At 63.0% G+C, this 25,540-nt stretch carries 29 protein-coding genes; 5 read left to right on the top strand and 24 right to left on the bottom strand.

Features of this window, described 5'->3' with window-relative positions; all coding sequences use genetic code 11:
- Positions 1 to 63: 63 nt before the first annotated feature.
- Both AC2TC0_RS11005 and AC2TC0_RS11010 read right to left on the bottom strand, forming a co-directional pair.
- Positions 64 to 609, bottom strand: coding sequence for a pseudouridine synthase (locus AC2TC0_RS11005; protein ID WP_484717573.1), 546 nt, complete (start codon positions 607 to 609; stop codon positions 64 to 66).
- 108 nt (positions 610 to 717) lie between these two features.
- Positions 718 to 1,584 carry a dienelactone hydrolase family protein gene (locus AC2TC0_RS11010; protein WP_484717574.1) on the bottom strand — a complete coding sequence of 289 codons (867 nt, stop codon included), beginning with the start codon at positions 1,582 to 1,584 and terminating at the stop codon, positions 718 to 720.
- A 204-nt stretch (positions 1,585 to 1,788) separates the two neighbouring features.
- Between AC2TC0_RS11010 and AC2TC0_RS11015 the strand changes: the two genes are divergently transcribed.
- Genes AC2TC0_RS11015 through AC2TC0_RS11025 form a run of 3 tightly spaced genes read left to right on the top strand, consistent with a single transcriptional unit; the run spans position 1,789 to position 3,529 of the window.
- Positions 1,789 to 1,977 carry a hypothetical protein gene (locus AC2TC0_RS11015; RefSeq protein ID WP_484717575.1) on the top strand — a complete coding sequence of 63 codons (189 nt, stop codon included), beginning with the start codon at positions 1,789 to 1,791 and terminating at the stop codon, positions 1,975 to 1,977.
- 47 nt (positions 1,978 to 2,024) lie between these two features.
- Entirely contained in the window at positions 2,025 to 3,212 is a 1,188-nt protein-coding gene (locus tag AC2TC0_RS11020) for a molybdopterin-dependent oxidoreductase (RefSeq protein ID WP_484717576.1), read from the top strand.
- Entirely contained in the window at positions 3,209 to 3,529 is a 321-nt protein-coding gene (locus AC2TC0_RS11025) for a cytochrome c (RefSeq protein WP_484717577.1), read from the top strand. The genes AC2TC0_RS11020 and AC2TC0_RS11025 overlap by 4 nt, the downstream gene beginning before the upstream one ends.
- Before the next feature lies 1 nt (position 3,530).
- On the opposite strand, the gene AC2TC0_RS11030 is transcribed toward AC2TC0_RS11025, so the two are convergent.
- The 7 genes from AC2TC0_RS11030 to glmU form a co-directional block, all read right to left on the bottom strand.
- A complete protein-coding gene (locus tag AC2TC0_RS11030) occupies positions 3,531 to 3,845 on the bottom strand; it encodes a type II toxin-antitoxin system RelE/ParE family toxin (RefSeq protein WP_484717578.1) in 315 nt (104 codons plus the stop codon).
- Positions 3,845 to 4,102: a type II toxin-antitoxin system ParD family antitoxin gene (locus AC2TC0_RS11035; protein ID WP_484717579.1), complete on the bottom strand. Its 258-nt coding sequence runs from the start codon at positions 4,100 to 4,102 to the stop codon at positions 3,845 to 3,847. Before AC2TC0_RS11035 ends, AC2TC0_RS11030 begins: the two co-directional genes overlap by 1 nt.
- Before the next feature lie 101 nt (positions 4,103 to 4,203).
- Positions 4,204 to 5,148 (bottom strand): cobaltochelatase CobT-related protein, encoded by a 945-nt coding sequence (locus AC2TC0_RS11040; RefSeq protein ID WP_484717580.1) that lies wholly within the window; start codon positions 5,146 to 5,148, stop codon positions 4,204 to 4,206.
- Positions 5,149 to 5,154: 6 nt separating this feature from the next.
- Positions 5,155 to 6,978 (bottom strand): glutamine--fructose-6-phosphate transaminase (isomerizing), encoded by a 1,824-nt coding sequence (glmS, locus tag AC2TC0_RS11045; protein ID WP_484717581.1) that lies wholly within the window; start codon positions 6,976 to 6,978, stop codon positions 5,155 to 5,157.
- Between the two features lie 15 nt (positions 6,979 to 6,993).
- Positions 6,994 to 7,374 (bottom strand): PIN domain-containing protein, encoded by a 381-nt coding sequence (locus AC2TC0_RS11050; RefSeq protein ID WP_484717582.1) that lies wholly within the window; start codon positions 7,372 to 7,374, stop codon positions 6,994 to 6,996.
- Positions 7,371 to 7,745, bottom strand: a complete 375-nt coding sequence (locus AC2TC0_RS11055; RefSeq protein WP_484717583.1) for a ribbon-helix-helix domain-containing protein — start codon at positions 7,743 to 7,745, stop codon at positions 7,371 to 7,373. Before AC2TC0_RS11055 ends, AC2TC0_RS11050 begins: the two co-directional genes overlap by 4 nt.
- Positions 7,746 to 7,934: 189 nt before the next feature.
- Positions 7,935 to 9,284, bottom strand: coding sequence for a bifunctional UDP-N-acetylglucosamine diphosphorylase/glucosamine-1-phosphate N-acetyltransferase GlmU (gene glmU / locus AC2TC0_RS11060; RefSeq protein ID WP_484717584.1), 1,350 nt, complete (start codon positions 9,282 to 9,284; stop codon positions 7,935 to 7,937).
- Positions 9,285 to 9,441: 157 nt separating this feature from the next.
- Here glmU and AC2TC0_RS11065 point away from each other — a divergent pair, with 157 nt between their 5' ends.
- The gene (locus AC2TC0_RS11065; RefSeq protein WP_484717585.1) at positions 9,442 to 10,119 is read left to right on the top strand and encodes a glutathione S-transferase family protein; all 678 of its coding nucleotides are present in this window, start codon (positions 9,442 to 9,444) and stop codon (positions 10,117 to 10,119) included.
- On the opposite strand, the gene AC2TC0_RS11070 is transcribed toward AC2TC0_RS11065, so the two are convergent.
- From AC2TC0_RS11070 to AC2TC0_RS11135, 14 genes are all read right to left on the bottom strand, one after another.
- Positions 10,116 to 11,186, bottom strand: a complete 1,071-nt coding sequence (locus tag AC2TC0_RS11070; protein WP_484717586.1) for a nucleotidyltransferase domain-containing protein — start codon at positions 11,184 to 11,186, stop codon at positions 10,116 to 10,118. The two genes, AC2TC0_RS11065 and AC2TC0_RS11070, sit on opposite strands and share 4 nt — an antisense overlap.
- Complete coding sequence (locus tag AC2TC0_RS11075; protein ID WP_484717587.1) at positions 11,183 to 12,049, bottom strand: HprK-related kinase A; 867 nt, start codon at positions 12,047 to 12,049, stop codon at positions 11,183 to 11,185. The genes AC2TC0_RS11070 and AC2TC0_RS11075 overlap by 4 nt, the downstream gene beginning before the upstream one ends.
- A complete protein-coding gene (locus AC2TC0_RS11080; protein ID WP_484717588.1) occupies positions 12,046 to 12,330 on the bottom strand; it encodes an HPr-rel-A system PqqD family peptide chaperone in 285 nt (94 codons plus the stop codon). Before AC2TC0_RS11080 ends, AC2TC0_RS11075 begins: the two co-directional genes overlap by 4 nt.
- Entirely contained in the window at positions 12,320 to 12,751 is a 432-nt protein-coding gene (locus AC2TC0_RS11085; RefSeq protein ID WP_484717589.1) for a MarR family winged helix-turn-helix transcriptional regulator, read from the bottom strand. The genes AC2TC0_RS11080 and AC2TC0_RS11085 overlap by 11 nt, the downstream gene beginning before the upstream one ends.
- Positions 12,752 to 12,785: 34 nt before the next feature.
- A complete protein-coding gene (locus AC2TC0_RS11090; protein WP_484717590.1) occupies positions 12,786 to 14,873 on the bottom strand; it encodes a TonB-dependent receptor in 2,088 nt (695 codons plus the stop codon).
- An 11-nt stretch (positions 14,874 to 14,884) separates the two neighbouring features.
- Positions 14,885 to 15,517 carry a maleylacetoacetate isomerase gene (gene maiA, locus AC2TC0_RS11095; protein ID WP_484717591.1) on the bottom strand — a complete coding sequence of 211 codons (633 nt, stop codon included), beginning with the start codon at positions 15,515 to 15,517 and terminating at the stop codon, positions 14,885 to 14,887.
- A 110-nt stretch (positions 15,518 to 15,627) separates the two neighbouring features.
- Complete coding sequence (locus AC2TC0_RS11100) at positions 15,628 to 16,653, bottom strand: SO2930 family diheme c-type cytochrome (RefSeq protein ID WP_484717592.1); 1,026 nt, start codon at positions 16,651 to 16,653, stop codon at positions 15,628 to 15,630.
- Positions 16,650 to 17,870: a parallel beta-helix domain-containing protein gene (locus tag AC2TC0_RS11105; protein WP_484717593.1), complete on the bottom strand. Its 1,221-nt coding sequence runs from the start codon at positions 17,868 to 17,870 to the stop codon at positions 16,650 to 16,652. The genes AC2TC0_RS11100 and AC2TC0_RS11105 overlap by 4 nt, the downstream gene beginning before the upstream one ends.
- A 154-nt stretch (positions 17,871 to 18,024) precedes the next feature.
- Positions 18,025 to 18,723, bottom strand: a complete 699-nt coding sequence (locus tag AC2TC0_RS11110) for an aspartate/glutamate racemase family protein (protein WP_484717594.1) — start codon at positions 18,721 to 18,723, stop codon at positions 18,025 to 18,027.
- 137 nt (positions 18,724 to 18,860) lie between these two features.
- The gene (locus AC2TC0_RS11115; protein WP_484717595.1) at positions 18,861 to 20,321 is read right to left on the bottom strand and encodes an NAD(P)(+) transhydrogenase (Re/Si-specific) subunit beta; all 1,461 of its coding nucleotides are present in this window, start codon (positions 20,319 to 20,321) and stop codon (positions 18,861 to 18,863) included.
- Between the two features lie 98 nt (positions 20,322 to 20,419).
- Entirely contained in the window at positions 20,420 to 20,701 is a 282-nt protein-coding gene (locus AC2TC0_RS11120; protein ID WP_484717596.1) for an NAD(P) transhydrogenase subunit alpha part 2, read from the bottom strand.
- A 251-nt stretch (positions 20,702 to 20,952) separates the two neighbouring features.
- On the bottom strand, positions 20,953 to 21,726 hold the full coding sequence (locus tag AC2TC0_RS11125) for a hypothetical protein (RefSeq protein WP_484717597.1): 774 nt from the start codon (positions 21,724 to 21,726) through the stop codon (positions 20,953 to 20,955).
- The gene (locus tag AC2TC0_RS11130; RefSeq protein WP_484717598.1) at positions 21,723 to 22,847 is read right to left on the bottom strand and encodes an NAD(P) transhydrogenase subunit alpha; all 1,125 of its coding nucleotides are present in this window, start codon (positions 22,845 to 22,847) and stop codon (positions 21,723 to 21,725) included. Before AC2TC0_RS11130 ends, AC2TC0_RS11125 begins: the two co-directional genes overlap by 4 nt.
- Positions 22,848 to 22,859: 12 nt before the next feature.
- A complete protein-coding gene (locus AC2TC0_RS11135) occupies positions 22,860 to 23,006 on the bottom strand; it encodes an aa3-type cytochrome c oxidase subunit IV (RefSeq protein ID WP_484717599.1) in 147 nt (48 codons plus the stop codon).
- A 206-nt stretch (positions 23,007 to 23,212) separates the two neighbouring features.
- Here AC2TC0_RS11135 and AC2TC0_RS11140 point away from each other — a divergent pair, with 206 nt between their 5' ends.
- Positions 23,213 to 24,643: a sigma-54-dependent transcriptional regulator gene (locus tag AC2TC0_RS11140; protein WP_484718113.1), complete on the top strand. Its 1,431-nt coding sequence runs from the start codon at positions 23,213 to 23,215 to the stop codon at positions 24,641 to 24,643.
- A gap of 27 nt (positions 24,644 to 24,670) precedes the next feature.
- Here the strand turns inward: AC2TC0_RS11140 and AC2TC0_RS11145 are convergent, their stop codons facing one another.
- Positions 24,671 to 25,540, bottom strand: a complete 870-nt coding sequence (locus AC2TC0_RS11145) for a class I SAM-dependent methyltransferase (RefSeq protein ID WP_484718114.1) — start codon at positions 25,538 to 25,540, stop codon at positions 24,671 to 24,673.

The following is a 25,540-nucleotide window of genomic DNA, read 5'->3' on the forward strand; positions in this document are numbered from 1 at the left end:
GTCACGATTTGCTCCCCATCGTTCGCGCCCTAAAGCGCGTTGTGCGCGATTGCGCCGTCCCAATCAAGCGTCGCGCCAGTGCCCCGGAGCCAGCCCCTCCAGCGTCCATTCCCCCACCCGCCAGCGCACGAGCCGCAGCGTCGGGAACCCCACCGCCGCGGTCATCCGCCGCACCTGGCGGTTGCGCCCTTCGCGGATGGTGAGCGACAGCCAGCTGTCGGGCACCGTTTGGCGCACCCGGATCGGCGGATCGCGCGGCCACAGGTCGGGCGGATCAATCGCTTCGGCGCCGGCGGGCAGCGTTGGTCCGTCGTTCAGGGTCACCCCCCGGCGCAGCGCGGCCAATGCGCCTTGGTTCACATGCCCTTCAACCTGCACCAGATAGGATTTAGCCATCTTGTGCTTCGGGTCCGCAATGCGCGCCTGGAGCCGCCCGTCATCGGTCAGCAACATCAGCCCTTCGCTATCGCGGTCCAGCCTGCCCGCCGGATAGACGCCCGGCACGTCGATAAAATCGGATAGCGTGGCTCTGGGGCTGCCGGCCGTGCTGCGGTCGGTGAACTGCGGCAACACGCCCCATGGTTTGTTGAACAGAATCAAGCGCGGCATGGGCGCCCGTCACAAACAATCGTCGTCCCGGATTTGACCCGGGACAACAAGCTGCTCGTTCGGCCTGTTATGCTGAAACAAGTTCAGCATGACGATGAATGGGCCCGATCAAAGCGCCGCCTTGAACAAGGCCAGCATCCGTCCCCACGCCTTTTCCGCCGCTGCCTCATTATAAGCGCGGCCGTCGGGCGGGCACCAGCCATGCTGTGCTCCGGCATATACCTCCACCTCGTTGAAACCGCTGCGGCCCGCGAGGGCGGCCTTCAGCCGGTCCTTTTCCGCCGGATCGCGCGCATCGTCATTTTCGGCGATGGCAAACAGATATTGGGCCTTGGTCTGGGCGATGGCGAGGTGCGGGCTGGTCGGCGTATCGTTCGACACGCGGCTGCCATGAAAGCTGCCGCATGCTTTGTATCGATCGGGCACCGCTGCCGCGCTGAAAATGGTGAAGGGGCCGCCCAGGCAATAGCCGGTCACGCCGATGCCGCGTTTTGTATCGACCGCCTTTTGCGTGTCAAACCACGCCGCCAGTGCCGTCGCATCGCGCGCCACCGCCTCGCGCGTCAGCTTGCCCGCATAGCCGAACAGGCGTTCGCGGATCGCCGGTTGGGTCCAGTCATCTTCGGGCTTCACCACCTCGCCTTGTGCGTCGCGGTAAAAAGGGTTGAGCGCCAGCACGGCATAGCCATCCGCCGCCAGCCGGTCAGCCATCTGGCGAAAGGCGGGGCGCAGCCCACGAATATCGGGCCAGATCAGCACGGCGGGATGCTTGCCACTGGACGGGTGGGTGAAATAGGCATCGGCCGTGCCATCGGGCGTGGCGATGGTCACCATTTTCCCCTTGTCGCCCACCCCTTGGGCACATGCCGTTGCGGCAAAGGCCGCGCCGCCCACCGCCACCATCCCGGCAAAGCCACGCCGGGTCACTGGCAGGCCAGCCCGGTCCAGATCACCTTCGGTCAGTTCATCGCACATCGAATCGCTCCTTATGGCCGGCGGCGGAAACGCCCGGAAATCTGCGCAACTTCACTCAGACGTGCACGCATTTCCAACAGGCTGGTCACGTGCCGACAATGCAATCGCACCGCACCCTAAACGCGCGAGCGATTGTAGGAAAGCCATTCACATTATTGGCACCTTTGACGACTAACAGAGAGCCCTACTCAGGAGCCCATCACCATGCAATTTATCAAAGTCCCGTCACGCGGCGGCAATTATATGCTCGTTGCATCGAACGTTGCCTTTCTGCGCGAGGCGGAAAATGGCCAAACCACCATCGGCATGGTCGGCGGCGCATCGCTGCTGGTGACCGGCAGCGTCGAGGAAGTGTCGGCATTGTTGCTGGCGGGGGTCAAACCACCAGCCTGACGCACCTTGCGTTGACCGCGCCGCGCATCGATGCGAAACAGCGGGCCATGTGGTCGCGCCGATCCGTCATCATCACCGGAGCCACCGGACTTGCCGCCATGCCGCTGCTCGCCAGCAGTTCGCGGTTAGTCGACCTGGGGCTGCCCGGCGGCCCCGGCGAGCGACCGCTGGCCGCCAGCTTCGCCGACAAGCGCGACATGATTGTTCAGCGCGTGCGCCCACCGTTGCTCGAAACCCCATTGGCGGTGTTTGACGAAGGCACGATAACCCCCAACAACCGTTTCTTCGTGCGCTGGGCAGGCGGCGCCATGCCGACTATGATCGACCCCGCGGCGCATCGGCTCACGCTGCGCGGCGCGGTGGGTGCACCCAAGCAGCTGACCCTCGCCGAGGTCGCCAGCGTTGGCGAAATGGTCGAGGTCACCGCGATCAACCAGTGCGCCGGGAACAGCCGGGGATTTTCGCAGCCACGCGTCACCGGGGCACAGTGGGGCCATGGCGCAATGGGCAACGCGGTCTGGCGCGGGGTGCGGCTCAAAGATCTGCTCGACCATGCGCAAATCGGTGGCAATGCGAAGCGCGTACGCTTTGCCGGACTCGACACGCCGCCGGTCGCAGGATCGCCGCAGACGATTAAGTCGCTGCCCATCGACGTGGCGCGTCGCGACGATGTGATCGTGGCGTGGGGCATGAACGGCGAAATGTTGCCGCTGCTCAACGGCTATCCGCTGCGGCTGGTGGTGCCGGGTTGGTTCGCCACTTACTGGATCAAGATGTTGTCGGATATCGAGGTGCTCGATACCGACGAAGATGACAGCTATTTCATGGCCAAAAGCTACCGCATGCCCGCCGTGCCGGTGCGGCCGGGCGACAAGGATTTCCCGACTGTCCCCATCACCACCATGCCGCCGCGCAGCTTCATCACCAGCCACGCCGATGGAGCAAAGGTGACGGCGGGCGAGCCAGTCGCGCTGCGCGGTATCGCGATGGGCGGCGATTGCGGCGTCGCGCGCGTTGATGTCGTCGCGAACGGGCGCAGCTATCCAACAACACTGGGCCCCGATGAAGGTGAGTTTGGCTTTCGCCGCTGGTCGGTGACATTGCCCGCGACGACCGGCCCGATCGGCCCGCGCTGCACCAACGTCAAAGGCGTCACCCAGCCCATGGAAGCCAGCTGGAACCCCAGCGGCTACGCGCGCCACTGCGTTGAATATGTGCGGCTGGTGACGGCATGATGCGCGTCCTCGCCCTTGCCCTGCTGACGCTGCCCCTCGCCGCCTGTCAGGACGCTGCGCCGAAGTTCGCCGAAATGTCGGTGACTCTGCCCGATGCCGAACCCGCCTTCCCCGCCGGCCCCGGCGTTGAGGCGGTGACCAACAATTGCGCCGCCTGCCATTCGCCCGACATGATATTGAACCAGCCCAAACAGACCCGCGAACATTGGGCCAAAAGCATCGACAAGATGCGCAAGGTGTTCAAAGCGAGCATCGCGGCGGAGGATGAGGCCGCGATACTGGATTATCTGGAGGGGGTGAGCGCGGGGGTCCAGTGACTCAGCGATCATCGCCGGTGTTATAAAAGCTCACAATGTCGCGGCTGCCGTGCAGGACGTTCACGATTTCCAACACGTCACCAAGATAGCGAAAAAAGATCACGTAGCCGCTTTCGGGAACGCTGCGAAGGTCGGGCCGCAAGTCCGGCCGGGCGGACCCTAGCGTTCCCGGCAATCGCGCCAGTCTGACGCATCGGGAGTAGAGCTTGTCGAGCACCCCTTCTGCAGCAGCGCGGCTGCCGCTGGCTTCGGCGATATATTCGGCAATGTCTTGAAGGTCTCGATTGGCGGTGTCGGTGATAACCAGCTGCGTCATCACGCCGCGTTCCGCTGGCTCTTCTTTTCCCACTTGTCCAGACGGGCTTTCACCGCCGCCTTGACATCTTCGATCGAATTGCTGCCCCCGCGTTCAATCGACGCATTGATGGTCTCACGCAACGCATCCAACTTCTGCTCGCGCTCCTCAACCAACCGCAGCCCCTCGCGCATAATCTCGCTCGCCGAGGCATAGCGGCCGGTGCCAAGCAATTCCTCAATGTAGCGTTCCCAGCGTTCGCCGATGGAGACATTCATGGGTGGGGCCTTTCAATCTGTCGCCGTCGGAGCTTCCATCTAGCACGATAGCAGTTTATGCGCAATTTTTGTTATGGCGATTCTTGATCAAACGCGTCACTTTACAACAAGTCGACCAACAACTTAGCAATTGCAGCCGGAAGCTCATCCAGCTCGCCAGCCGCAGTTGACGCGCGATAGTAGGGACTCACGTCATGGCCAATGCCTACACCGCCCACACGCATCTCCAGATTGGAAGACAACCGGTCTGCAACTTCCAGCACATGTCGGTGGAGAATCGACACGCCGTTTGCATGAAGGGTCGAATCATCGACCGGCGCACCGTCTGACAAAATGATCAGTAGTCGGTTCGCCTCAGCCCGTTTCAACAATCGACCGGCTGCCCAGTCCAGCGCCTCGCCATCGACGTTTTCATAGAGCGCCCCGCCGTTCAGCATTGCTTCCCACGCGATGCCTTGATGCATAGGTTCGTCAAACGATTTATAGATGATGTGAAGCAAAGCACACAGGCGACCCGGATATTCTGGTCTGCCAGACGAGTGCCATAGTTCGCGGGCTCGCCCACCCCGCCATCCGGCTGTGGTGAAGCCTAGCACTTCAACCTTTGCTCCCCGATCTTCTAATGCCGCGCCCGTGGCCTGCATTGCCGCACAGACTTCCCATATCTTGTCGCCGCGCATCGAACCCGAATGGTCGATCAGAAAGGTTATGGCGGCGCTTTCGAGTCTAGTTGGCAGACCGGAAAAGCAACTTGACCCTATAATTTCTTCCTTGCGACGTTCGGTGGCTGCCTTTGCTGCTACTTGCTGAGGTTCGTCGGGCCTCTGCCAATATTTGACATGATCCCAGCTGATTTCCTCCAGCCGGTTCGCAATTTCTTCGGCCCGGACCTCGACATCAAACTGCGTCGTAAAAATCTTGTAGGGGGTGCCTTCGGGTAAATCTCGTGCGGGTTCTTTGCTGCGTCGCTCGAGCCACCATGAACCCAAGCCCAGCGCGAGCATCATCGCAATGATCGCGCCAAACCAGAGTGCATCGCTCGACACCTTAGCCTACTCCACCGTCACACTCTTCGCCAAATTGCGCGGTTGGTCCACATCGGTCCCCTTCGCCACCGCCACGTGATAGGCGAGCAACTGCACCGGCACCGCATAGACCAGCGGCGCGATCAAGGGATGCACCTTGGGCATTTCGATGGTCGCCAGACACCCCTCGCCCGCCTCGGCAATCCCCTCTGCATCCGAAATCAGCACCACCTTGCCGCCGCGCGCGCGGACTTCCTGCATGTTGCTCACGGTCTTTTCGAACAGCGGCCCCGATGGCGCGAGGACGATCACCGGCACCGCCTCGTCGATCAGCGCGATGGGGCCATGTTTCATCTCGCCGCTGGCATAGCCCTCGGCGTGGATATAGCTGATTTCTTTCAGCTTGAGTGCGCCTTCGAGCGCCAGCGGATAATCGGGTCCGCGCCCGAGATAGAGCACGTCGCGCGCAGGCGCGATCAGGTGCGCCATGCCCGCGATATCCGCGTCATGCGCCAGCGCAGCGTTGAGCGCGGCCGGCGCCTCGATCAGGTGGCGGACAATCTCGCGCTCTTCCTCCGCGCTGAGTTTGCCCTTCTTAAGCGCAAGGTGCGCAGCAAGCGCCGCCAGCACCGCGAGCTGGCAGGTAAACGCCTTGGTCGATGCCACGCCAATCTCCGGCCCCGCATGGGTCGGCAGCAGCAGGTCGGCCTCGCGCGCCATGCTGCTGGTCGGTACATTGACGACGACCGCAATGGTTTGCCCTTGTTCCTTGCAATGGCGCAGCGCTGCGAGCGTGTCGGCGGTTTCACCCGATTGGCTGATGAACAGCGCAAGGCCGCCTTCTTCCAACACCGGGTCGCGGTAACGGAACTCGGACGCGACATCGAGGTCCACAGGGACGCGGGCAAATTGTTCGAACCAATATTTGGCGACCATCCCGGCGTAGAAACTGGTCCCACACGCGACGATGGTGATACGCTTCACGCCAGCGAGGTCAAAGTCCAGCTGCGGCAGCGCGACCGTCTGTTCCAGCGGGCGGATGTAGCTCGACAGCGTTTGCGCGACGACGGTCGGCTGTTCGAAAATCTCTTTCTGCATGAAGTGGCGATACGGCCCCTTCTCGACCGCCGCCGCGCTGACGCCGCTCGTCGTGATCTCGCGCTCGACGGGGTGATTGTCCTTGTCGAAAATCTGCGCGCCATCGGCGGCGATGACGACCCAGTCACCCTCCTCGAGATAGGCGATCTTTTGCGTCAGCGGCGCCAGCGCCAGCGCATCCGACCCCAAATAGGTCTCGCCATCGCCATAGCCGACGACCAGCGGCGAGCCCAGCCGCGCGCCGATCAGGAAATCGGGGAATTGGCGAAACGCAATCGCCAGCGCAAAGGCACCGCGCAGGCGGGGCAGCACCGCGCGCACGGCCTCCGACGGCGAATGGCCCGCCTCGACCTGCTCGCTCACCAGATGCGCGACCACTTCGGTGTCCGTCTCGCTCTCGAACCTCCGCCCCCGCGCGGTCAGCTCGTCGCGCAGCGGCTTGAAATTTTCGATGATGCCATTGTGCACCAGCGCGACTTCGCCCGTCGCATGCGGATGCGCATTGCTGGTCGTCGGCGCGCCGTGGGTGGCCCAGCGGGTGTGCGCGATACCGATGGTCCCGGGCGCCGGATTGGCAGCGAGCTCCTTGACCAGATTGGCGAGCTTGCCCTCGGCGCGCCGGCGGATGAGCTGGCCGTCAAGCACAGTGCACACGCCCGCGCTGTCATAGCCGCGATACTCCATCCGTTTCAGGCCATCGACCAGGCGTTCGGCCACGGGGGATTTGCCAACGATACCGATAATGCCGCACATGGGGGACTGCTTTCGTTAAAGAATATAGGGAACGCGGATGCCGGGCATTGCGGCCGGGAAATCCTTGGTATTGCGGGTAATCAGTACGCGACCGCGAATTTGCGCCGTCGCCAAGATGATTGCGTCGGGCGACTTCAAACGCGGACGTTCGCGGCGCAGCGCAGCCGCACGATGCGAAATTTCGTTGTCAATCTCGTCCAAGCCGAAACGGCCCAAAAATGCTTCGGCGTCGCGCACCATCACGTCAGTGCCTTTGGACAGCACTTCGATCCACGCCATACGGCTGATCCAAGGCCGCTGACCCAACGCGACGGCCCGCTGGATTTCCGCTCGCGCCAGCGGAAATCCGGCCATCGCGTCGATCACGATATTGGCGTCAAAAGCGTATCCGCTCACTTGGGAGCCGGAGACTTGGGCGTGGGATATTTACCGGCAATCATGTCCAGATAGATTTGCCGCTGACGGTCATCCTCTTCGTCGAACATGTCGGGCGATTCCGCGCGAACCTCTTCATAGTCATCGTCCCAATAACGGGTCCACTCGGCACGCCGCTTGCGGTCATATTCGCGCGGGTCATAGTTTACGCCGTGGCGCGCCCACAGGCCAAAACCCTTGTCGATCCAACTGGTGTCGTCGCTCAGATTTTCGGGTCGATAGGCCATCACCGCTTCGCGCAAAACCGATGCGCGGCTCTGGCCCTTTTCGCGCGCAATGCGGTCGAGCCGTTCGATTTCTTCATCGGGTAAGTCAGCGAGGATCCGGGCCATAGTGATATACTGATATCATATCATGATATCATGTCAAGGCTCTACGCATTTGTCTCGGACAAGTCGCATACCTACAGGCACTTTACCGTCTTTCCAGCAGTTGTGATATTGCACGATTTCGATGCCGAGACCTACGACTAGGAAAATTATAAGCGCCAAAGCAACTAGGAAGTCACGATAGCGCCGCACTCACTTCCCCGCCTTCTTCCTCCGCATCGCCTCATGGAACCGGTCCGCCCAGCCGGGTTTCACCAGCTGCTCGGCGCGTACCATCCGCAATTCGCCGTCGCCCACGTCGCGCGATACGGCGCTGCCCGCCGCCACAATCGCATCGCGGCCAATCTTCACCGGGGCAATCAGCGCCGAGTTTGACCCGATGAACGCCCCCTCGCCAATCACCGTCTGATATTTGAAATAGCCGTCGTAATTGCAGGTGATCGTGCCCGCGCCGATGTTCGCGCCCGCGCCGATGGTGGCGTCGCCGAGGTAGGTCAGGTGGTTGGCCTTCGCGCCCTTGCCCAAATGCGCCTTTTTCACTTCGACGAAATTGCCGATCTTCGCGCCCTCATCGAGCACCGTGCCGGGACGCAGCCGCGCGAAGGGGCCGACCTCGCAGCCTTCACCGATCACCGCACCCTCGATATGGCTGTGCGCGCGGATGCGCACCTTGTCGGCGATTTTCACGCCGGGGCCGAAAAACACATTGGGCTCGATGGTCACATCGCGGCCAACTTCGGTGTCCCACGCGAACCACACGGTTTCGGGCGCGATCAAGGTCGCACCGCCCTCCATCACCTTGGCCCGGCGATAGAATTGCCATTCCTTTTCCGCCGCCGCCAACTCCTCGCGGCTGTTGATGCCCTGGACGTCATATTCCTCGGTCAGCACGGCGGCGCAGGGGCGGCCATCAGCAATGGCGATATTGACGATGTCGGTGAGGTAATATTCGCGCTGGCGGTTATCGTTGCCAACGCGCGCAAGCAGCGCGAACAGGTCGCGCGACCGCACCGCCATCAGGCCAGAATTGCAGATGGTGCAATCGCGCTCCGCGTCGGTCGCATCCTTAAATTCGACCATCTTTTCAATCCGCCCACCCGGCGCGGTGATGACGCGGCCATAATGATGCGGGTCGATGGCGTCGAATGCGAGCACGACGACCGCAGGCGCATCGTCGGCGTGCAGCCGGTCGATCATGTGACGCAGCGTCGCCGTCGGAACGAACGGCACATCGCCATAAAGGATCAGCACATCGCCGTCGAAATCGGCAAGCGCGCTTTCGGCCTGCTGCACCGCATGGCCGGTGCCCAATTGCGGCTCCTGCAGCGCCAGATCGGCGCTGCCCGCCAGCGCGGCCTCCAGCTGCGCCTTGTCGCTGCCGACCACCACCACTTTCTTTGCGGGGGCCAGCTCGTCGACGCTGTCCATCAGGTGCATCAGCATCGGCCGCCCCGCGATGGGATGCAGCACCTTGTGCAGGTCCGATTTCATGCGGGTGCCCTTACCCGCAGCAAGGATGATGGCGGCGATGGCGTTGCTCATGGACGCAGTCATTAAGCGGCTTTTATGACAGTTGCTACCCCGCGCCGACGCCGCGACGTCACATCACAGCGCAACCATGGGCAAGCAAAGAATATGTAGCTGGCATAGTGTCGATTGCCCACTAAGTTGACCCCAAGCCTTCCAGAGGAGCCTCCCCATGATCGAACTTTACACCGCCGCGACCCCCAATGGCCACAAGGTGACCGTCACGCTCGAAGAAATGGGCCTTGAATACACTGTCCACGCACTCGATTTTCAGAAGCAGGAGCAAAAGGCGCCCGCGTTTCTGAAAATCAACCCCAATGGCCGTATCCCCGCGATTGTCGACGATGGCTTCGCCGTTTTCGAATCGGGCGCGATCATGATCTATCTCGCCGAAAAAACCGGCATGCTGATGCCGACCGATGTGCAGGGGCGCAGCCGCGTCATCCAGTGGCTGATGTTCCAGATGGGCGGCATCGGCCCGATGATGGGCCAAGCCAATGTCTTCTTCCGCTATTTCCCCGAAAAAATCCAACCGGCCATCGACCGCTATCAGGGCGAGAGCGCGCGGCTGTTTGGCGTGCTCGACGGACAGCTTAAGGACAATGAATGGCTCGCGGGTGATTACAGCATCGCCGACATCGCCAACTGGTGCTGGGTACGCATCCACGAATGGAGCGGCGTCGATATTGCCCCTTTCCCGCATCTGCAACGCTGGCTGAATGCCATTGCAGATCGCCCGGCGGCGCAGCGCGGCATCAACATCCCGCCGCGCGCGTTGCCGCAAACCGACGAAGAGAAATCGAAATTTGCCGAGGAAGCACGCAAGATGCTGGTGACGGGGAAGGATTAACCCCGCCGCCACTTCACCCACAAATGCCGCGCCAGCATCAGCGGCGGCATCCGCAGCCAATGCGCGCGGAAGTAGAATAGCAGCCGCGTGAAGGACCGCGTCGGTCGCCCCCAATCGTCGCGGGCGGTGAGGGCGCGGAGGAAAAGCCGATCAGCCGCCGACATCCGGCTTTGCCGCGCGCCATATAAACAGTCTGCCAGACGTATAGCCCGCGCCACAACAGCATCCAGTCCGTGATGCCGCGACCGTTCCTCCAGTGCTGCTACATCGGTCCGTTTAAGCAGCACATGGCAATCCCACAAGTTGCGAAGACCGCCTGACAAATCCCCATCGGCTATGACGTGAGCGGCGCAGTGGATCAGCATGTCGGCGGGGGCGAGGATCAGCAATTCTCCCCTCCCGCTTGCGGGAGGGGCCGGGGGTGGGCCTGTCGTTTCTGCACCCTCGCTACGCTCTGGCCCACCCCTAACCCCTCCCGCAAGCGGGAGGGGAAGTGCACGTTCCATCATAGCCCCAGCGTCCGGCCTCGCCCGGTGCGTCAGCGGTAATATCGTGTGGTGCACATCGATCATGCGGTCGCGGTCCTTGTGGATCAGCGGCGGCAGCTCGTGCATGTGCTGGCGGTAATAGGCGTCGTCGTAGGGATCAGATTTCACCCACTCCCACCCCGCCGCCAGCAGCGCCGCTTCGGCGCGGTCCAGGTCCTCGCGCGCGACCATGATGTCGAGGTCGCCAATCTGCCGCCCTGATGCATTGGGCAATCCAGCCGCTGCATAGGCCGTGCCCTTCAAGAGCACGAAGCGAACCCCCGCTGGCTCGAGCGCGCGGCGCGCCATTTCGGCTTCCCACAGCGCGGCATTTTGCTGCACCTTTGCTGCAGCGCGCAGGTCGGCAAACAGCGCAGCAATTTCATCCGGTAGCGCAGCATCGGCGAGGCGTTCGGCCAGTGTCGCCGCCAGCGCCTCGGCGCGCGCGACGCTGATGACGGCCTCCCAGTCGCGGTCGCTCAGCGTTGCCGGATCGCGCCGCCCGGCGAGCAAATCGATCAGCGCCCATATCGCGCTCATGCCGTGGCCTCGGCCCATAACTGCTCGACCAATGCCAATCCGCTGGCACTGTCAGGATAGCTCACCGCCAGCGCCGGCACCGTCTGCACCAGCCGCGTGAGCGCAAGGAACCCCGCCTCACCCAGCATCGCATAGTTGGTCGACGCCTCGGTCAGCCGGACGAACAATTCGGACGGCGCCATGCGCGACACCGACATTTCCCCACCAAAGCGCGGAAACAATATCAGCGCAGGGGTCGCGGGTTCATGCATCGCCGCCAAGGCATCAGCGCGCGGCACCATGTGGCGGATATCGCCCTTCGGCGTGCCGCGCAGCAGCGGCCCAAAACGGTCGGCAGGAACGCGTGTTTCCATTTCGGCAATCGCCGCATTTTTCAAACTCACAGGGCGCGGAAAGGCCAGCGCGTTGCCGCTCGCCGGATCGAGCAAAGTGAACTCGTCCCCCATCAACCGCCAATCACCGCTTTCGCCGAGCAGCGCCGCCAGCGTCGATTTGCCCGATCCTGAAGCCCCCGACATGATCAGCGCGCGGCCATCGCGCTCCACCGCGCTGGCATGCAGCAACAGGTGCCGCCGCCACCCCAGCGCCATTTGCAAATTCATCGCCATTTCAGCGGCGAGCAACCCCATCGACAGCGGCAGCGGTAGCGCATCGGGGATGCTGAAATCGCCGCCGATTTGCACCGCCGGGCGGATGAAACGCCGCCACGGCCGCCCAGCGTACAGGCGCACAGTGGCGTTGGCGGGGCCGCTTGGCGGCGGATAGGCCGAGTATAGCTGCGCCAGCTGCTCCACCGGCCGCGCCCAGTCGCTGCCGACGCGAAAATGCGCTGGGCCGATGCTGAGGTGGGTGCTGTGCCTCACCGCGCCTCGACCAACCCCAATGCAGCAAGTTCGGTAAGATGCGCGGCGATCATTTCGCTGGCGTTGCCATCGCTCGCCAGATCGAATTTGCTGGCCAGATGCTCAATGAACTTGCCCAGTGACCAATCACCCTCGCCCAATGCCGCGAGCATTTCGGGCAAGGGCGATGCCAGCAAATGCGTCTGGCACGACCGCCGGTCATACACCGCGGTCAGGGCGTCCAGTTCCACCCGCACCAGATCGTCCGCGCTTGCCGCGCGATAGTGCATCTCAGCGGGCATCGGCGGCTGCGATCAGCCGCGCCAACATGGCATCGAGCGCCGCGCGCTCGTCGGCGCTGAGCGCCTTGAGCAATTTCTGCTCCATCGCCAGCGCGGCGGGCACAATCTCATCATAGAGCGCGCGCCCCGCAGCCGACAGCATCAGATGATGCGAGCGCCCGTCGCTGCCATGCGCCTGCCGCGCCACCAGTGCCCGCTCGGCCAGCGCTTTAGCGGCGCGGTTGACCGTCACCTTGTCCATCAGCGTTGCCGCGACCAGCTCGCGCTGCGTCAATGGTTTGCCCTCGCCCAGCACCGCCATCAGCCGCCATTCGGGAATCTTCAGGCCAAAACGGCTCTGATATTCACGCGCAATGCGCGCGCTGACGGCATTGGAGGCGATCGACAGACGATAGGGCAGGAAAGCTTGGAGGTTGAGCATGGCGTGGCCGATATTGCCCAGCGCCGCTCGCAAGTCAAAACGCGGCCGACACGCCCACCCACACACTGCGTGGGGCGGCCCGCTCGATCGCGCCGCCCGCACCGAAGGCGGCAGGCACCAAGGCATCGAACAGATTTTCGGCGCGCAACATCAGCTTGATATCCTCGGCAATCGCATAGGACGCCGCTGCATCCACCGTCGTCGCCGCCCCCAGCCGCTGCGTGCCCAGATCATCCTCATTCTGTGCGCCGGTATGGCGCAGGCGCAGGTCTAGCTTCACTGGCTCTAAATCAACCGCCGCGCTGAAACTGGCAGCGTGCCGCGCGACCTGCGCCGGACGGCGGCCATCCAGCGCCGCCGCCGCGCCGTCCGCGCGCACCGTTGCATCGGTGAAGGCATAGGTCGCGCGCAAATCCACCGGCCCGATATTGGCCGCCGCCTGCACCTCTACCCCTTTGGCGATGATCGCGTCCAAGTTTTGCCGCTGCGCATAATTGCCGCCCGCCGCGACAAAGCCGACGCCGGGGAAATTGCCCGGCCCCTGCCCCAGCGTCACATTGGCGATCGCGTTCTCGAGCCGGTTCCAATAGGCGGTCACCGACGCCGAGAAGCCATAGTTGTCGGACCAGTCAATTCCCGCTTCACCGCCCCATAGCCGTTCGGGGCGCAGCAATTCATTTGCCGCGGTCGCATCGGCGCCCACGCGGAAGGGCCGATACAGCTCGTTCAGCGTCGGCAGCCGCCAGCCGGTGTAGCCCGCCGCGCGCAGTTTCACGTCGCCCTTTTCATACGCCATGCCGGCGCGGCCCGTCCCCGCCCAACCTGAACGCGCGGCAAAACGATCGTCGCTGCGGATGCTGCCGCCGATATTGCGCTCGGTACGAAAGCCCGGTGCGATCCGCCAATGGTCGATGCGGCCAGACAGGGTGAAGCGCACATCGCCCGCAAGGGCATAGCCATCGGCAAAGGCCCCGACCGTCGTGCTCTCGCCGCCCGCCACGCGGAAGCGGCCTGGCGCGGTGCCGGTGAAAAAGAACTGCTCTTGCGTCTCGCCCTCGACGCGCCGCCAGTCGATGCCGAAGCGCAGCGGATTGCTCCAGCCAAAAGACGGGCGCACCTCAAGCCGCGCGCCAAGACCGAGCGCGGGCACCCGCTGGATCAGCGCAGGGGCAACGCTGCTGCGATCGGCGGCGACGCTGGCAAAGCCGGTGTCAAATTCGCGCAACTGCGCATAGCCGAGCAGACTGACTTGCCACCCGTCATAGGGTGTCGGATCGAGGACATAACGGATACTGGCGTCCAGACCATCGACGGCGCTACGGCTAAAGTCAGTGCCCCGCTCGCGTCGGTCGCGCCAGCCGCGCACCGCGACCTCGATGCGGCGATTATCGCCCGCATCAAAGCGAGCCCGTAGGCCAAGTCCGGCCTGATCATAAGGCGCGGCACGATCAACGCTACCGCGATCCGCGGCGCGGATCGGAATGAAGCCATCCCCGCGCGACCAGCGGCCGTCGACAGCGACGGTGCCATCTTCAAGGTAACCGCCGACTCCGCCGACCAGATCACTGCTGCCGCGCGATCCGCCCGACAGCGAACCAGCGCCGCCATCGATTATGTCCGAAGACAGGCTGATCGTCCCGCCCAGTGCGCCTGGCCCGTCAACCCCGCTGCCGCCGCCACGTGTAATGCGCACGCCCTTCAGCGGCACGCTGTCAAACGCGCTCCACGCCACCCAGCCGCCGAACGGGTCGGCCTGCGGCACCCCGTCGAGCAGCACCAGCGCGCGGCTCGACGCGTTGCCGCCCAGCCCGCGCAGCGTCACTCCTTGGCTCGTCGGATGCGCGCTGCGGCCATCGCTGCGCCGGAATTGCGCTAGCCCCGCCTCATCGCGCAGCCGGTTCTCAACGCGCTCGCCCAACCCCTGAGCAATATCGGTAATGGTCGTTACTGATTGCACGCGGTCGGACGGTGAAGGCGTCAGATTGCCCCCGGCCGTTACAACAATCGTGTCGATGCGCGGATGATAGAGGATGATAGGCTGCTCATCCTCCTCAGCCGGAACAGAGAGCACGCTGTCCTGCGCAGCGGCGCTGGCTGGCAGTGCCAGCAGCGACAAAGCCATGGTCCAACGCATCACTCGCCCTTCACGGCATCCGGGTGCGCGCTGCTGAAAGCGTCAAGCGCCATGCAATTGCTTGCGATTTCGACCAACCGGGGAAACGCGTCGAGCGCGACCTCGTAACGCTGCGCATTATAGACCTGCGGGACCAGAAACACATCGGCAATCCCCGGCGCGTCGCCACCCATAAACGGTCCCTCGCCCGCCATCGCCTCGAGCGCCTCAAACCCTTCGGTGATCCAGCGCGCGATCCAGCGGTCCTTGACGGTCTCGTTCAGCCCCAGATCGCGGGTCAGATATTTCAAGATGCGCAGATTGTTGAGCGGATGGATGTCGCACGCCACCACCAGCGCCTGCGCCAGCGCCACGGCGCGCGGCTGCGCTTCCTCGGGGATCAGGCGCGGCTCGGGATAGGCGCGGTCGAGCCAGTCGATGATCGCCATGCTCTGGATGATCGGCTCGCCATCGGCGACCAGCATCGGCACGAACCCCTGCGCATTCTGATCCAGAAATGCATCGCTGCGCTGATCCCCGGCAAGCAGGCTAACTTCGACGCGCTCATAGGCGAGCCCCTTGAGATGCAGCGCAATCCGGACGCGAAAACTGGCCGAAGAACGGAAATAATCGTGGAGGACGAGGTTGGGCATGGGCAGGCGATCCGAACGCGAAAAACAACAATGACGTGCTGACCTTGTCGAAGCACGTCTCGCCATTGCGCGCAACGCCCTTCGACAGGCTCAGGGCTTACGGTCGTTCTTCATCCGCCATCTTTCGGCATCGCCGCAATCCATTGCCGCAGCAATGCTGCGCCTTCGCGGTGCACAGTTCCGCGTCCGACCTCGGGCATGGCAATTCCGGGCTCGATGCTCTCCAACCGATAAATCAGGATCGACGCATCGGGATCGCCCGGCGCAATTGCGAACTCGCGCCCGCCACTCCCCCGCCCCGCCGCGACGGGGCGCTTGCCGATGCCCAGCGCCTTGGCGTCGGTGACATCACGGCCCAGAAACAGCCCGCTGTTCGACGCGCTCCCCGCCGGATTGTGGCAGTGCGCGCAATTGACGTCGAGATAGGCGCGCGCGCGGCTGTCGAGCGAGCCGCTCTTGGGATCGTTCCAGCGCACCGGCGCAGGCTTCAGTGCCGCAGCGTTGGCAAACAGGCGCTTGCGGCTGTCCGCACTCACCCCCGCGCCCAATTCCATATTCCACGCTTTGGGACCAATCGGCACGATCGCGCCGTTCAGGCTGTGGCATTCCTTGCACTGGTTTTTGTTGGGCACGGCATAGCTGATGGTCTGCGCCGTCCCATCCGCGGCCCTGAATGTCACCGGCACGCGCGTGCCCGCGACCTTCAACGTCGCATCCTTGCCATCGGCATCCCAGACATAAGGCAAGGCCACCCAGCCAGCCGCGCGGTGGATCAGCAGCCGCGTTTCGACTGGACGGCCATCGTTCACGCCGGCCCAGCCAAAGCTCTTGACCAGTACCGTCCCGACCGGAAACTCGATACGCCCATCGGCAGACACCGTTGCCCGCTGTCCCGCTGGCAGCGAGATGAAGCGCGCCTTTTCGGCATAATCGCTGAACAACGGCGTGTGCAGGTCGTAGGGGGTCGCGTTGAGTGGCAGTTTCGGGTTGTTCGCCAGAAACAGCCCAAAGGCGGACAGCTTCGCGGGCATCGCATCGCTGTCGATCACCGCCTGATTGACGCCGGGTAGCGGTACTGCACTGGCACCGCCCGCTCCGGCCAGCACGGCGGCGACCAAAGCGGCACTGCGCCTCACCGGACCTTTGCCTCCATGCTTTCGGGCAGTACGACCGATTTGATCGGTGGCAGCGACGCGGTGGCATCCTCGACCGGCGTGATCGGCGCGGGCTTGGCCGCAGCGACCCCTGCCTTGGGGTCAGCCAACCCCAGCGTCAGCGCGCCCGCCCTATCGCCAAAGATGATGTTGCTGCCGCTGCCGTCCCACAGAACGGGCGGCAATTTCCCGCCGAGCGCCGCTGCCAGCTCCGCCCCGCCGTCCATCTTGGGGTCAAAACCCGCGCGGCCGTGCTGGTTGCCATAGACCGCGACATTGCGCGGCAGCGGATCATATTTCGCATCCTCATACGGATAGCGATAGCCGATCACCATCACATTGGACGTGCCATGTTCGTCGATAACATTGTCGAACACATGAACATCGCGGTTGGCCATCACCAGCACGCCGGTGCCCGTTGGCACACTGGCGACGATATTGCCCTTGGGCGCAAAGTTCGGCGTCATGTTGTCCTGGATAATGTTTTCATAAACCCGCACGCTGTGCCCGCCCATTTGCGGCAGGTTGGGCAGGTCGAACACCAGCACCCCGCCGGTGTTTTTGGTCGCGATATTGCCCGTCACATCGGCGTTGAAGCTGTTCTCAATCTCGATGCCCGCGACATTTTCCATCGCGATCGAATCGCGCACGATGATGTTCTGCGATTGCCCCACATAGATGCCGGCATCCGACGCCCCGCGCACGAACACGCTGTCGACCAGCACATCGCGGGCCTCGACCGGGTAGATGCCGTATGCACCGTTCGTCTCCTTCGGCCCTGCCAGCCATTCGACGCGCAGCCGGTGATAGACGATGCGGTCAGCGCCTTTCGACTTGATGCCGTCGCCCTTGCTGTTCACCACAGCGAAATCGACAAGCAAAACATCGTCGCTCGTCACGAGCAACCCTTCGCCGGCGCCCATCTGTCCCGTGAAATCCAGCACGCTACCATCGCTGCCGGCGCCCGCACCGCGCAGCGTAACGCCGTCGACCGCGAGTGAGAGGCCATCGGTCAGCTTGAAAATGCCCTTGCCCAGCTCCACCGTGTCGCCGGGTTCGGCCAAAATCAGAGCTTCCTGCAGCCGCTCCTGTGCGCTGTCCCCCGCCGCGACCGGAATGACTTTGGCGTGCAGCGTAACCGGCAGCAGCGCCGCCGCAAACATCAGACCGGCTGCAAATTTATCGCACTGGAATCGCATACCCCTCTCCCCTTTGCCGCGAATGTGCGGCAAATCGGCGGGGATGCCAAGCGCTCAGGAGGATGTGCGCGGCTGCATCGCGGCATTTTGCAGCTCGGGGTGTTGACGAGGGCGCGGTGAACAAAGCCCCTCCCCTTCAGGGGAGGGGAGAATATCAAGGCGCATCCCCCAAAATCCAGTCGACCCCAGCCTCGGCGTGGATACGCGTCGTGTCGTAAATCGGCAGCACATTGGCATCGCGGTCGACGATCATCGTCAGCTCGGTGCAGGCCAGCACAATCGCGTCGATTTCCTGCTTGGCGATATCGGTGATGAAACCGCGCATTGCGCGGCGCGACGCCTCGGTCACCTTGCCCTGCATCAGCTCGTCATAGATGATATTGTCGATCACCTCGACGCGGCTTTCGTCGAACGGCGACAGCGTGACTCCCTGGCTCACCATGCGCTGGCGATACCAGCGTTCGGCCATAACATTGCGTGTGCCAATGATCGCCACCGCCTTGATCCCGTCAGCGCGCAATTTTTCGCCGGTTTCATCAATAATGTGGATCAGCGGTACCGAAATCGCCGCCTGAATGGTTTCGGCGACCCGGTACATGCTGTTGGCGCTAATCAGGATGGCGGTCGCCCCCGCCGCTTCCAGCCGCTGCGCAGATGCGCTCAGCTGGGTGGCGGCATGCGCCCATTGTTCCTCGGTCGACAGCCGCGACAGATCGCAATTGTTCAGGCTTTCGATGAGCAGCGGGGCCGAACAGGTCGCGCTGACGCGCCGTTGCAGGCCGCGGTTGATCAGCCGGTAATATTCCTCGGTCGCGGCCCAGCTCATGCCGCCGATCAGGCCCAATTTGCGCATATATCCTAACTCGCACCCAAAAACCGCCCGCCCAGAGCTTGTCGAAGGGCTGTCCTTCACTTCGGCGGCGTCAGAAGGACGGACAGTCCTTCGACAAGCTCAGGACATACGGGGAAGGAAAAATTCAGCGGGCAGAATCAATGCCCGCCGCCGTTCATCGATTTCACAATGTCCTCGCACATTTTCTTGGCATCGGCGAGCAGCATCATCGTCTGGTCCATGTAAAACACATCATTGTCGACCCCGGCATAGCCGACGCCGCCCATGCTGCGCTTGATGAAGAACACCGTCTTGGCCTTGTCCACATCGAACACCGGCATGCCGTAAATCGGCGATGATTTGTCGGTCTTGGCTGCGGGATTCACCACATCGTTCGCACCAATGATGAAGGCGACGTCTGCCTGCGCAAATTCGCTGTTGATATCCTCCAGCTCGAACACCTCGTCATAGGGGACGTTCGCTTCGGCCAGCAGCACGTTCATATGCCCGGGCATGCGCCCGGCAACGGGGTGGATGGCATATTTGACGCTAACGCCGCCCTTCTTGAGCGTGTCGGCCATTTCGCGCAACGCGTGCTGCGCCTGCGCCACCGCCATCCCGTAACCAGGGACAATGATGACGCTTTCGGCCTGCTGCATCATATAGGCCGCATCCTCGGCGCTGCCGCGCTTCCACGGCCGGTCGACCTTGGCCGCATCGCCCGATGACGCCACCGCGCCAAAGCCGCCGGCGATCACGCTGATGAAACTGCGGTTCATCGCCTTGCACATGATATAGGACAAGATTGCCCCCGACGAGCCGACCAGCGCGCCCGTTATGATCATGGCGCTGTTCGACAGGGTGAAGCCCATCGCCGCCGCTGCCCAGCCCGAATAGCTGTTGAGCATCGACACCACGACCGGCATGTCCGCGCCGCCAATGGGTATGATCAGCAGAAAGCCGATCACGAAGCTGAGCGCCACCACGGTCCAGAAGATCCAAGGACTTTGGTCGATTGTAAAATAGCCCGTCAGACCGATGATCGCCGCGAGCGTGCCCAGATTGATGACATGGCGCAGCGGCAGGATGATCGGTGCGCCCGACATCTTGCCCGCGAGTTTCAAGAAAGCGATGACCGAGCCGCTGAAGGTAATCGCACCGATGGCCGCCCCCAGCCCCATTTCAACGCGGCTGACGGGGTTGATCACGCCGTCGACGCCCGCAATACCGAACGCCTGCGGATTTAGGAACGCTGCGGCTGCCACCGCGACCGCCGCCAGACCGACCAGGCTGTGAAACGCAGCGACGAGCTGCGGCATGTCGGTCATCGCAATGCGCCGAGCGATGACAAAGCCAATGATGCCGCCAATAGCAATCGCGCCGATAATCTCTGGCAGGCTTGCCACATCGTGCGTCACCAGCGTGGTGACGACAGCAATCAGCATACCGACCATGCCATAACGGTTGCCCGCGCGCGACGATGCGGGCGAGCTGAGGCCGCGCAGCGCGAGGATGAACAACACACCAGCAACCAGATAGGCGAGGGAGACCCAAGCGGGCACCTCCTGCGCCGATCCGCCGGCGGCAAAAGCGGGCGACGCCCAAAAGACGGACGTCATTGCGAGGAGCGTAGCGACGCGGCAATCTAGAGCGGCCTTAAGCGACTCTGGATTGCTTCGCTGCGCTCGCAATGACGGGCTAGTAAGTATGGCCCCCATCACTTGTCCTTCTTCTTGTACATGGCGAGCATTCGCTCGGTCACGGCAAAGCCGCCAAAGATATTGACGCTGGCCATCACCACCGCAGCCAATCCCAGCCACTTCGCACTGGCCGACCCGGCCGCCGCCGCCGCAATCAGGGCGCCGACAATAATCACCGACGAAATCGCATTGGTCACCGCCATTAAGGGCGTGTGCAACGCGGGCGTGACGCTCCAGACGACATAATAGCCCACAAAACAGGCCAATACGAAGATGGAGAGGATTGAGATGAAGTCCATGGTAAACCTCTTAAGGGTTGTAACTGAGGATCAATAAAAAAATAGGCCAAAGCCGAAACAGCGAAAAATCCAAAAATCAATATGGCGACTAGCAACACCCAACCTCTTGAATTAGATAATGCACTACCAAAGTTCCGCTGATTTTGGCGCGCAAACCCAAGCACGATTAGAACTGCTAGCAATGCATAGATTGCATAAGCAATATTCACCTTGTCCTAGAACTCCTGCCAGAAATTCATTGCTCGACCCTCTCAATTATAGCGCGTTGTCACGACCACGCCGAAAACCTGTTCGGGCATGGCTTCATCAATTTTGACCTGAATCGTTTCGGCATCGCGCGCCAGAACGGCGAAACGCGCGCCCAATATCGTCATGCTAATTGGAAAGGCACCGTCCTTCGGTACCTCGTCATAGGTCAGGCTGCCGACATTGTCTTCGGTGCCATAGCGGATGCTGAAGGTCGGCACCGATCCCTTGCCGATAATCGCCGCGCGCCCTTCATAACGGACGCCCACGAAATATTGCTGGCGATCGGTCGCCGGATCGACCGCAACATAAGCCCCGCCCGACACCGCACCGGGCTTTTTCGGCCGCTTGCGCATGAAATTGGGCAGGCCCGCGATGGCATTTCCCGCGTTGAACGACCCATCGAGCCGACCGTCTTTGTCGCTGTCGATCAGGCAGCGTTGCAAATTGCCCGACCCGAACAGCAAGCTGCGCGCGGCATTCTGCTTGGGCACGCTGTTCACGCAGAACACCGGCGCGCCGCTGGTCAAGAGCCCGAACAGCTGATCGCCCGCCTTCGCCAGCACTTTCCCTGATTTGGCATCCTTGGCATCTTCACGCAGCTCAACCAGCGATGGCGGCAACAGCCGGTGCTTCACAACATAATCGCCGTCGCGCACCGCGCGCTCGCCCGTCTGCGCGCTGTCCGGCTGCACGATCCAGGCCGTTTCGATATAGTCGGGGTTCGCCGGCGGCGTCAGCAGCGCGCTGCTCAGCAGGAACATTCCCGCGAAGCTCATCCGAGCAGCCGCTCGTTCACCACTTTGCCGCCCTGCGTCAGGCGGATGGCGGTGCCGATCTCCTCGTCGAGCACGGGCTTGCCCGCCTCCTTGTCCCAGAACGCCGACAGGAAATTGAACAGGTTGCGTGCGAACAGCGCCGAGGCATCGGCAGGCAGGCTGGCCGGGATATTTTTCGCGCCAATGACCGACACGCCATGGATCACGCGCGTTTCGCCCGCGACGCAGCCTTCGACATTGCCACCGCTTTCGGCCGCCATATCGACAATCACGGACCCAGCGCGCATCGATGCCAGCTGCGCATCCGAAATCAGCCGCGGCGCGGGGCGGCCCGGGATCAGCGCGGTTGTGATGACAATGTCCTGCTTGGCGATATGGCTCGACACCAACTCGGCCTGTGCCGCCTTATATTCATCGGACATTTCGGTGGCATAGCCGCCCGCGCCCTCGCCCTCGATGCCCGCGACGCTTTCCACGAAAATGGGTTTGGCCCCCAGCGACTGGATCTGTTCCTTGGTCGCGCTGCGCACGTCAGTGGCGCTTACTTGCGCGCCCAGCCGCCGCGCCGTCGCGATCGCCTGCAAACCCGCAACGCCAACGCCCATGACGAACGCCTTGGCCGCATTGACCGTGCCTGCCGCCGTCATCATCATTGGAAAACCGCGGCCATAGGCATTGGCGGCCATCAGCACCGCTTTGTAGCCCGCAAGGTTGGCCTGGCTCGACAAAATATCCATCGACTGCGCGCGGGTAATGCGCGGCATGAATTCCATCGCCAGCGCCTCCAGCCCCAGCGCCGCGTACGCATCGACGCGCGCGCGCTCGCCAAAGGGATTGAGCCCGGCGGCCAGCCACGCACCGCTTGCAAAGCCGCTCAGCGATTTGGGGTCGGGCCCCTGCACGCCCAAAATGATATCAGCGCCTTTCAGCGTTGCGGCACGGTCGCCCACACTTGCCCCGGCCGCAGCATAGTCGGCGTCGGCCACTGATGCGGCCACCCCTGCCCCGGCCTCAACCGCGACTTCGGCGCCCAAACCAATGAATTTCTTGACAGTTTCAGGCGTAGCGGCAACACGGGTTTCGCCGTCTGCTGCTTCCTTGAGAACGGCGATCCGGGTCATCTGCAAGTCCGGTCAGGAAATCAGGATGACGACGAGTACGGTGACGGCGGCAACGATTACAATTCCCGTCTTCGTCCAAGCAATAAAGCCCGAATAGGTCTGTTCTGCTGCCTTCATGTCCTGATCGGCCATCGCCGTAATCCCCTGTTCATGCGCCACGGCACAAATCGCGGCCGCGCATCCTATACTCTGCCCGGAATCGAGCCCCGAAGCAGGTCTTACCCATGCTGCCCCGCTTGCTCAACCCCACAGTGCGCTTCATCACAGCATCCACGCTTAATCGCGTCTTTACCCCTTTCGCTTACGTAACTTGGAAGAAAGACGGCGGACATGTCGCCGTCATGATGGAAACGCAACGGAACGACATGGCCAGTAACCGCGATATCCGCACCGCCATGCTGGTGGACAGCGAACCGGCGCAGCAGCGCTTTATCAGCGCGCTTGCCTCGCGCGGCGGCTGGCGCACGATCATCGCGCCCGATACGGATACGGCGCTGGCGAAGCTCGGCACGCAGGAAGGGCTGGCGCTCGACGCAGTGATTATCGACGAAGGTGCGCCCGGCCATCCGGTTGAGCAATTCGTCACCGAATTGCGCCGCTGGCGTCCCGGCCTTCCTGTCATCGCCATCACCATGCGCACCAGCGTTGCCACCGCCGTTGCTGCAATGCGCGCGGGCGCGAGCGATTTTGTGCAAAAGCCGATTGCGCCCGACCGGCTGCTGTCCTCGCTCGAAAGGCTGGTAGGTAACACCAGCGGCGAATTGCGTCCGCTCACCGAAAAGCTGCGCGTCCCCCTGGGTTTTGACGAAATCGTCGGATCCTGCCCCAATTTCCGTAGCGCACTGGCCATTGCGGCCAAGGCGGCGCGTGCGCGCGTGCCCGTGCTAATCAACGGCAAGGCCGGCGTCGGCAAGGAAGTGTTCGCGCGCGCCATCCACGGCGCCAGTCCACGCGCCAAAGGGCCGCTGGTGCTGGTCGACTGCTCGGTTGTCTCACCGGGGTTAATTGCATCGGGGCTGTTCGGGCATGAGCGCGGAGCGTTTCCGGGCGCGTTCGACCGCCAGATCGGGCGGCTGATGCAGGCCGACGGCGGCACCATCATCATCGATCAGGTCGAATGCATGCCCGCCGAAACGCAGCAGCGGCTGGTTGAATTCATCCAGTCGGGCGAAGTCCAGATGATTGGCGGTACGATCAAACACAAGGTCGATGTTCGCATTATCGCCACCGCCTCATCGCCGCTCGACCGGCTGATTGCTGACGGCTATTTTCGCGAGGACCTCTATTACGCTATCAGTACCGCGCAATTGACGCTGCCCAGCCTGACCGACCGGCGTAGCGACATAGCGCCGCTGACCCGCCACCTGCTGACCCGGCTGGGCCAGCTTCCGGGTCTGCGTCCGCTCGGCATTACCGACGACGCGCTGCGCCTGCTCGCCGCCTATGCCTGGCCAGGCAACGTCCGCCAGTTGCAGGACGTGCTGTTCCGCGCCGCCATCGAGTGCCAGGGCGATGTGCTGACGCTGGCCGATTTCCCGGCGGTCGACGCCGCCATCGGCGGCACGGCAGCGCCCGAGGAAGAAGGCACCATCAACATCAATGGCGAGGCCATGGGCGTAACCCTCTATATGCCCGATGGCCACCTGCGCCCGCTTGAGGATATTGAAGCCGATGTCATTCGCCTTGCCATCGGCCACTACCGCGGCCGGATGAGCGAAGTCGCCCGGCGCCTCGGCATTGGCCGCTCGACGCTCTATCGCAAACTCAGCGATCTGGGGATCGATACGGCGGCGTGAAGAACCCGCGAACGCGGCGGCGCAAACCTAGCGCCCCCACCTCGCCCATATAGCTGTGGGCAGCAACAACCCCCGCGCTTCCTCGCGGACCGCCAGTTCGCCGCACTCCACCGTGCCGCCCAGCCCTGCCAAGGCACCGCGCAGCAACTCACCGATGGCGAGCGCGGACATGCGCACCGCATAGACAGTCAGGAACAGCGCACGACTGTCCTTGTCGAGCAACCGCGCGCAATCGGCGATCAGCGGGGCGAGATCGGTTTCCAACTCCCACCGCTCACCATCAGGGCCGCGGCCATATTTGGGGGGATCGAGCAGAATGGCGTCATAACGCTTGCCACGGCGCACCTCGCGGCCTGCGAATTTGCTCGCATCGTCGACAATCCAACGGATTGGAAAGTCGGCCATCCCGGCCAGCTCGGCATTGGAGCGCGCCTGCGCCACGCTTTTCTTGCTGGCATCGACGTGGGTGACATGGGCACCCACGCTGGCGAGCGCCTGTGACCCGACGCCGGTGTAGCCAAACAGATTGAGGAATTGCGGCTGCGCGACGTCAGCGACCTGCCCGCGCAGCCATTGCCACACCGGTGCCATGTCGGGGAAAAAGCCCAAGTGCCGAAATGGCGTGCAGCTCGCCATGAAGCGCGCCTCCTGCCACCCCAACTCCCATCCTTCGGCAGGCACCGGACGGTGAAAGAACCAGCGCCCGCCTCCGTCGGCATCAGATGCAGGAACGAACTCACCATCGGCGTCCCACTGTTCGAGCGCAGGCGCCCACATCGCTTGTGGCTCGGGCCGGATGAAGGTGCGCGTGCCATATCGCTCCAGCTTGCGCCCGCCGCCGCTGTCGAGGAGGACATAATCGCTCCAGGGTTCACCGATCAGGGTCAGGAGGGGGAT

Source organism: Sphingopyxis sp. sgz302558 (assembly GCF_057220455.1).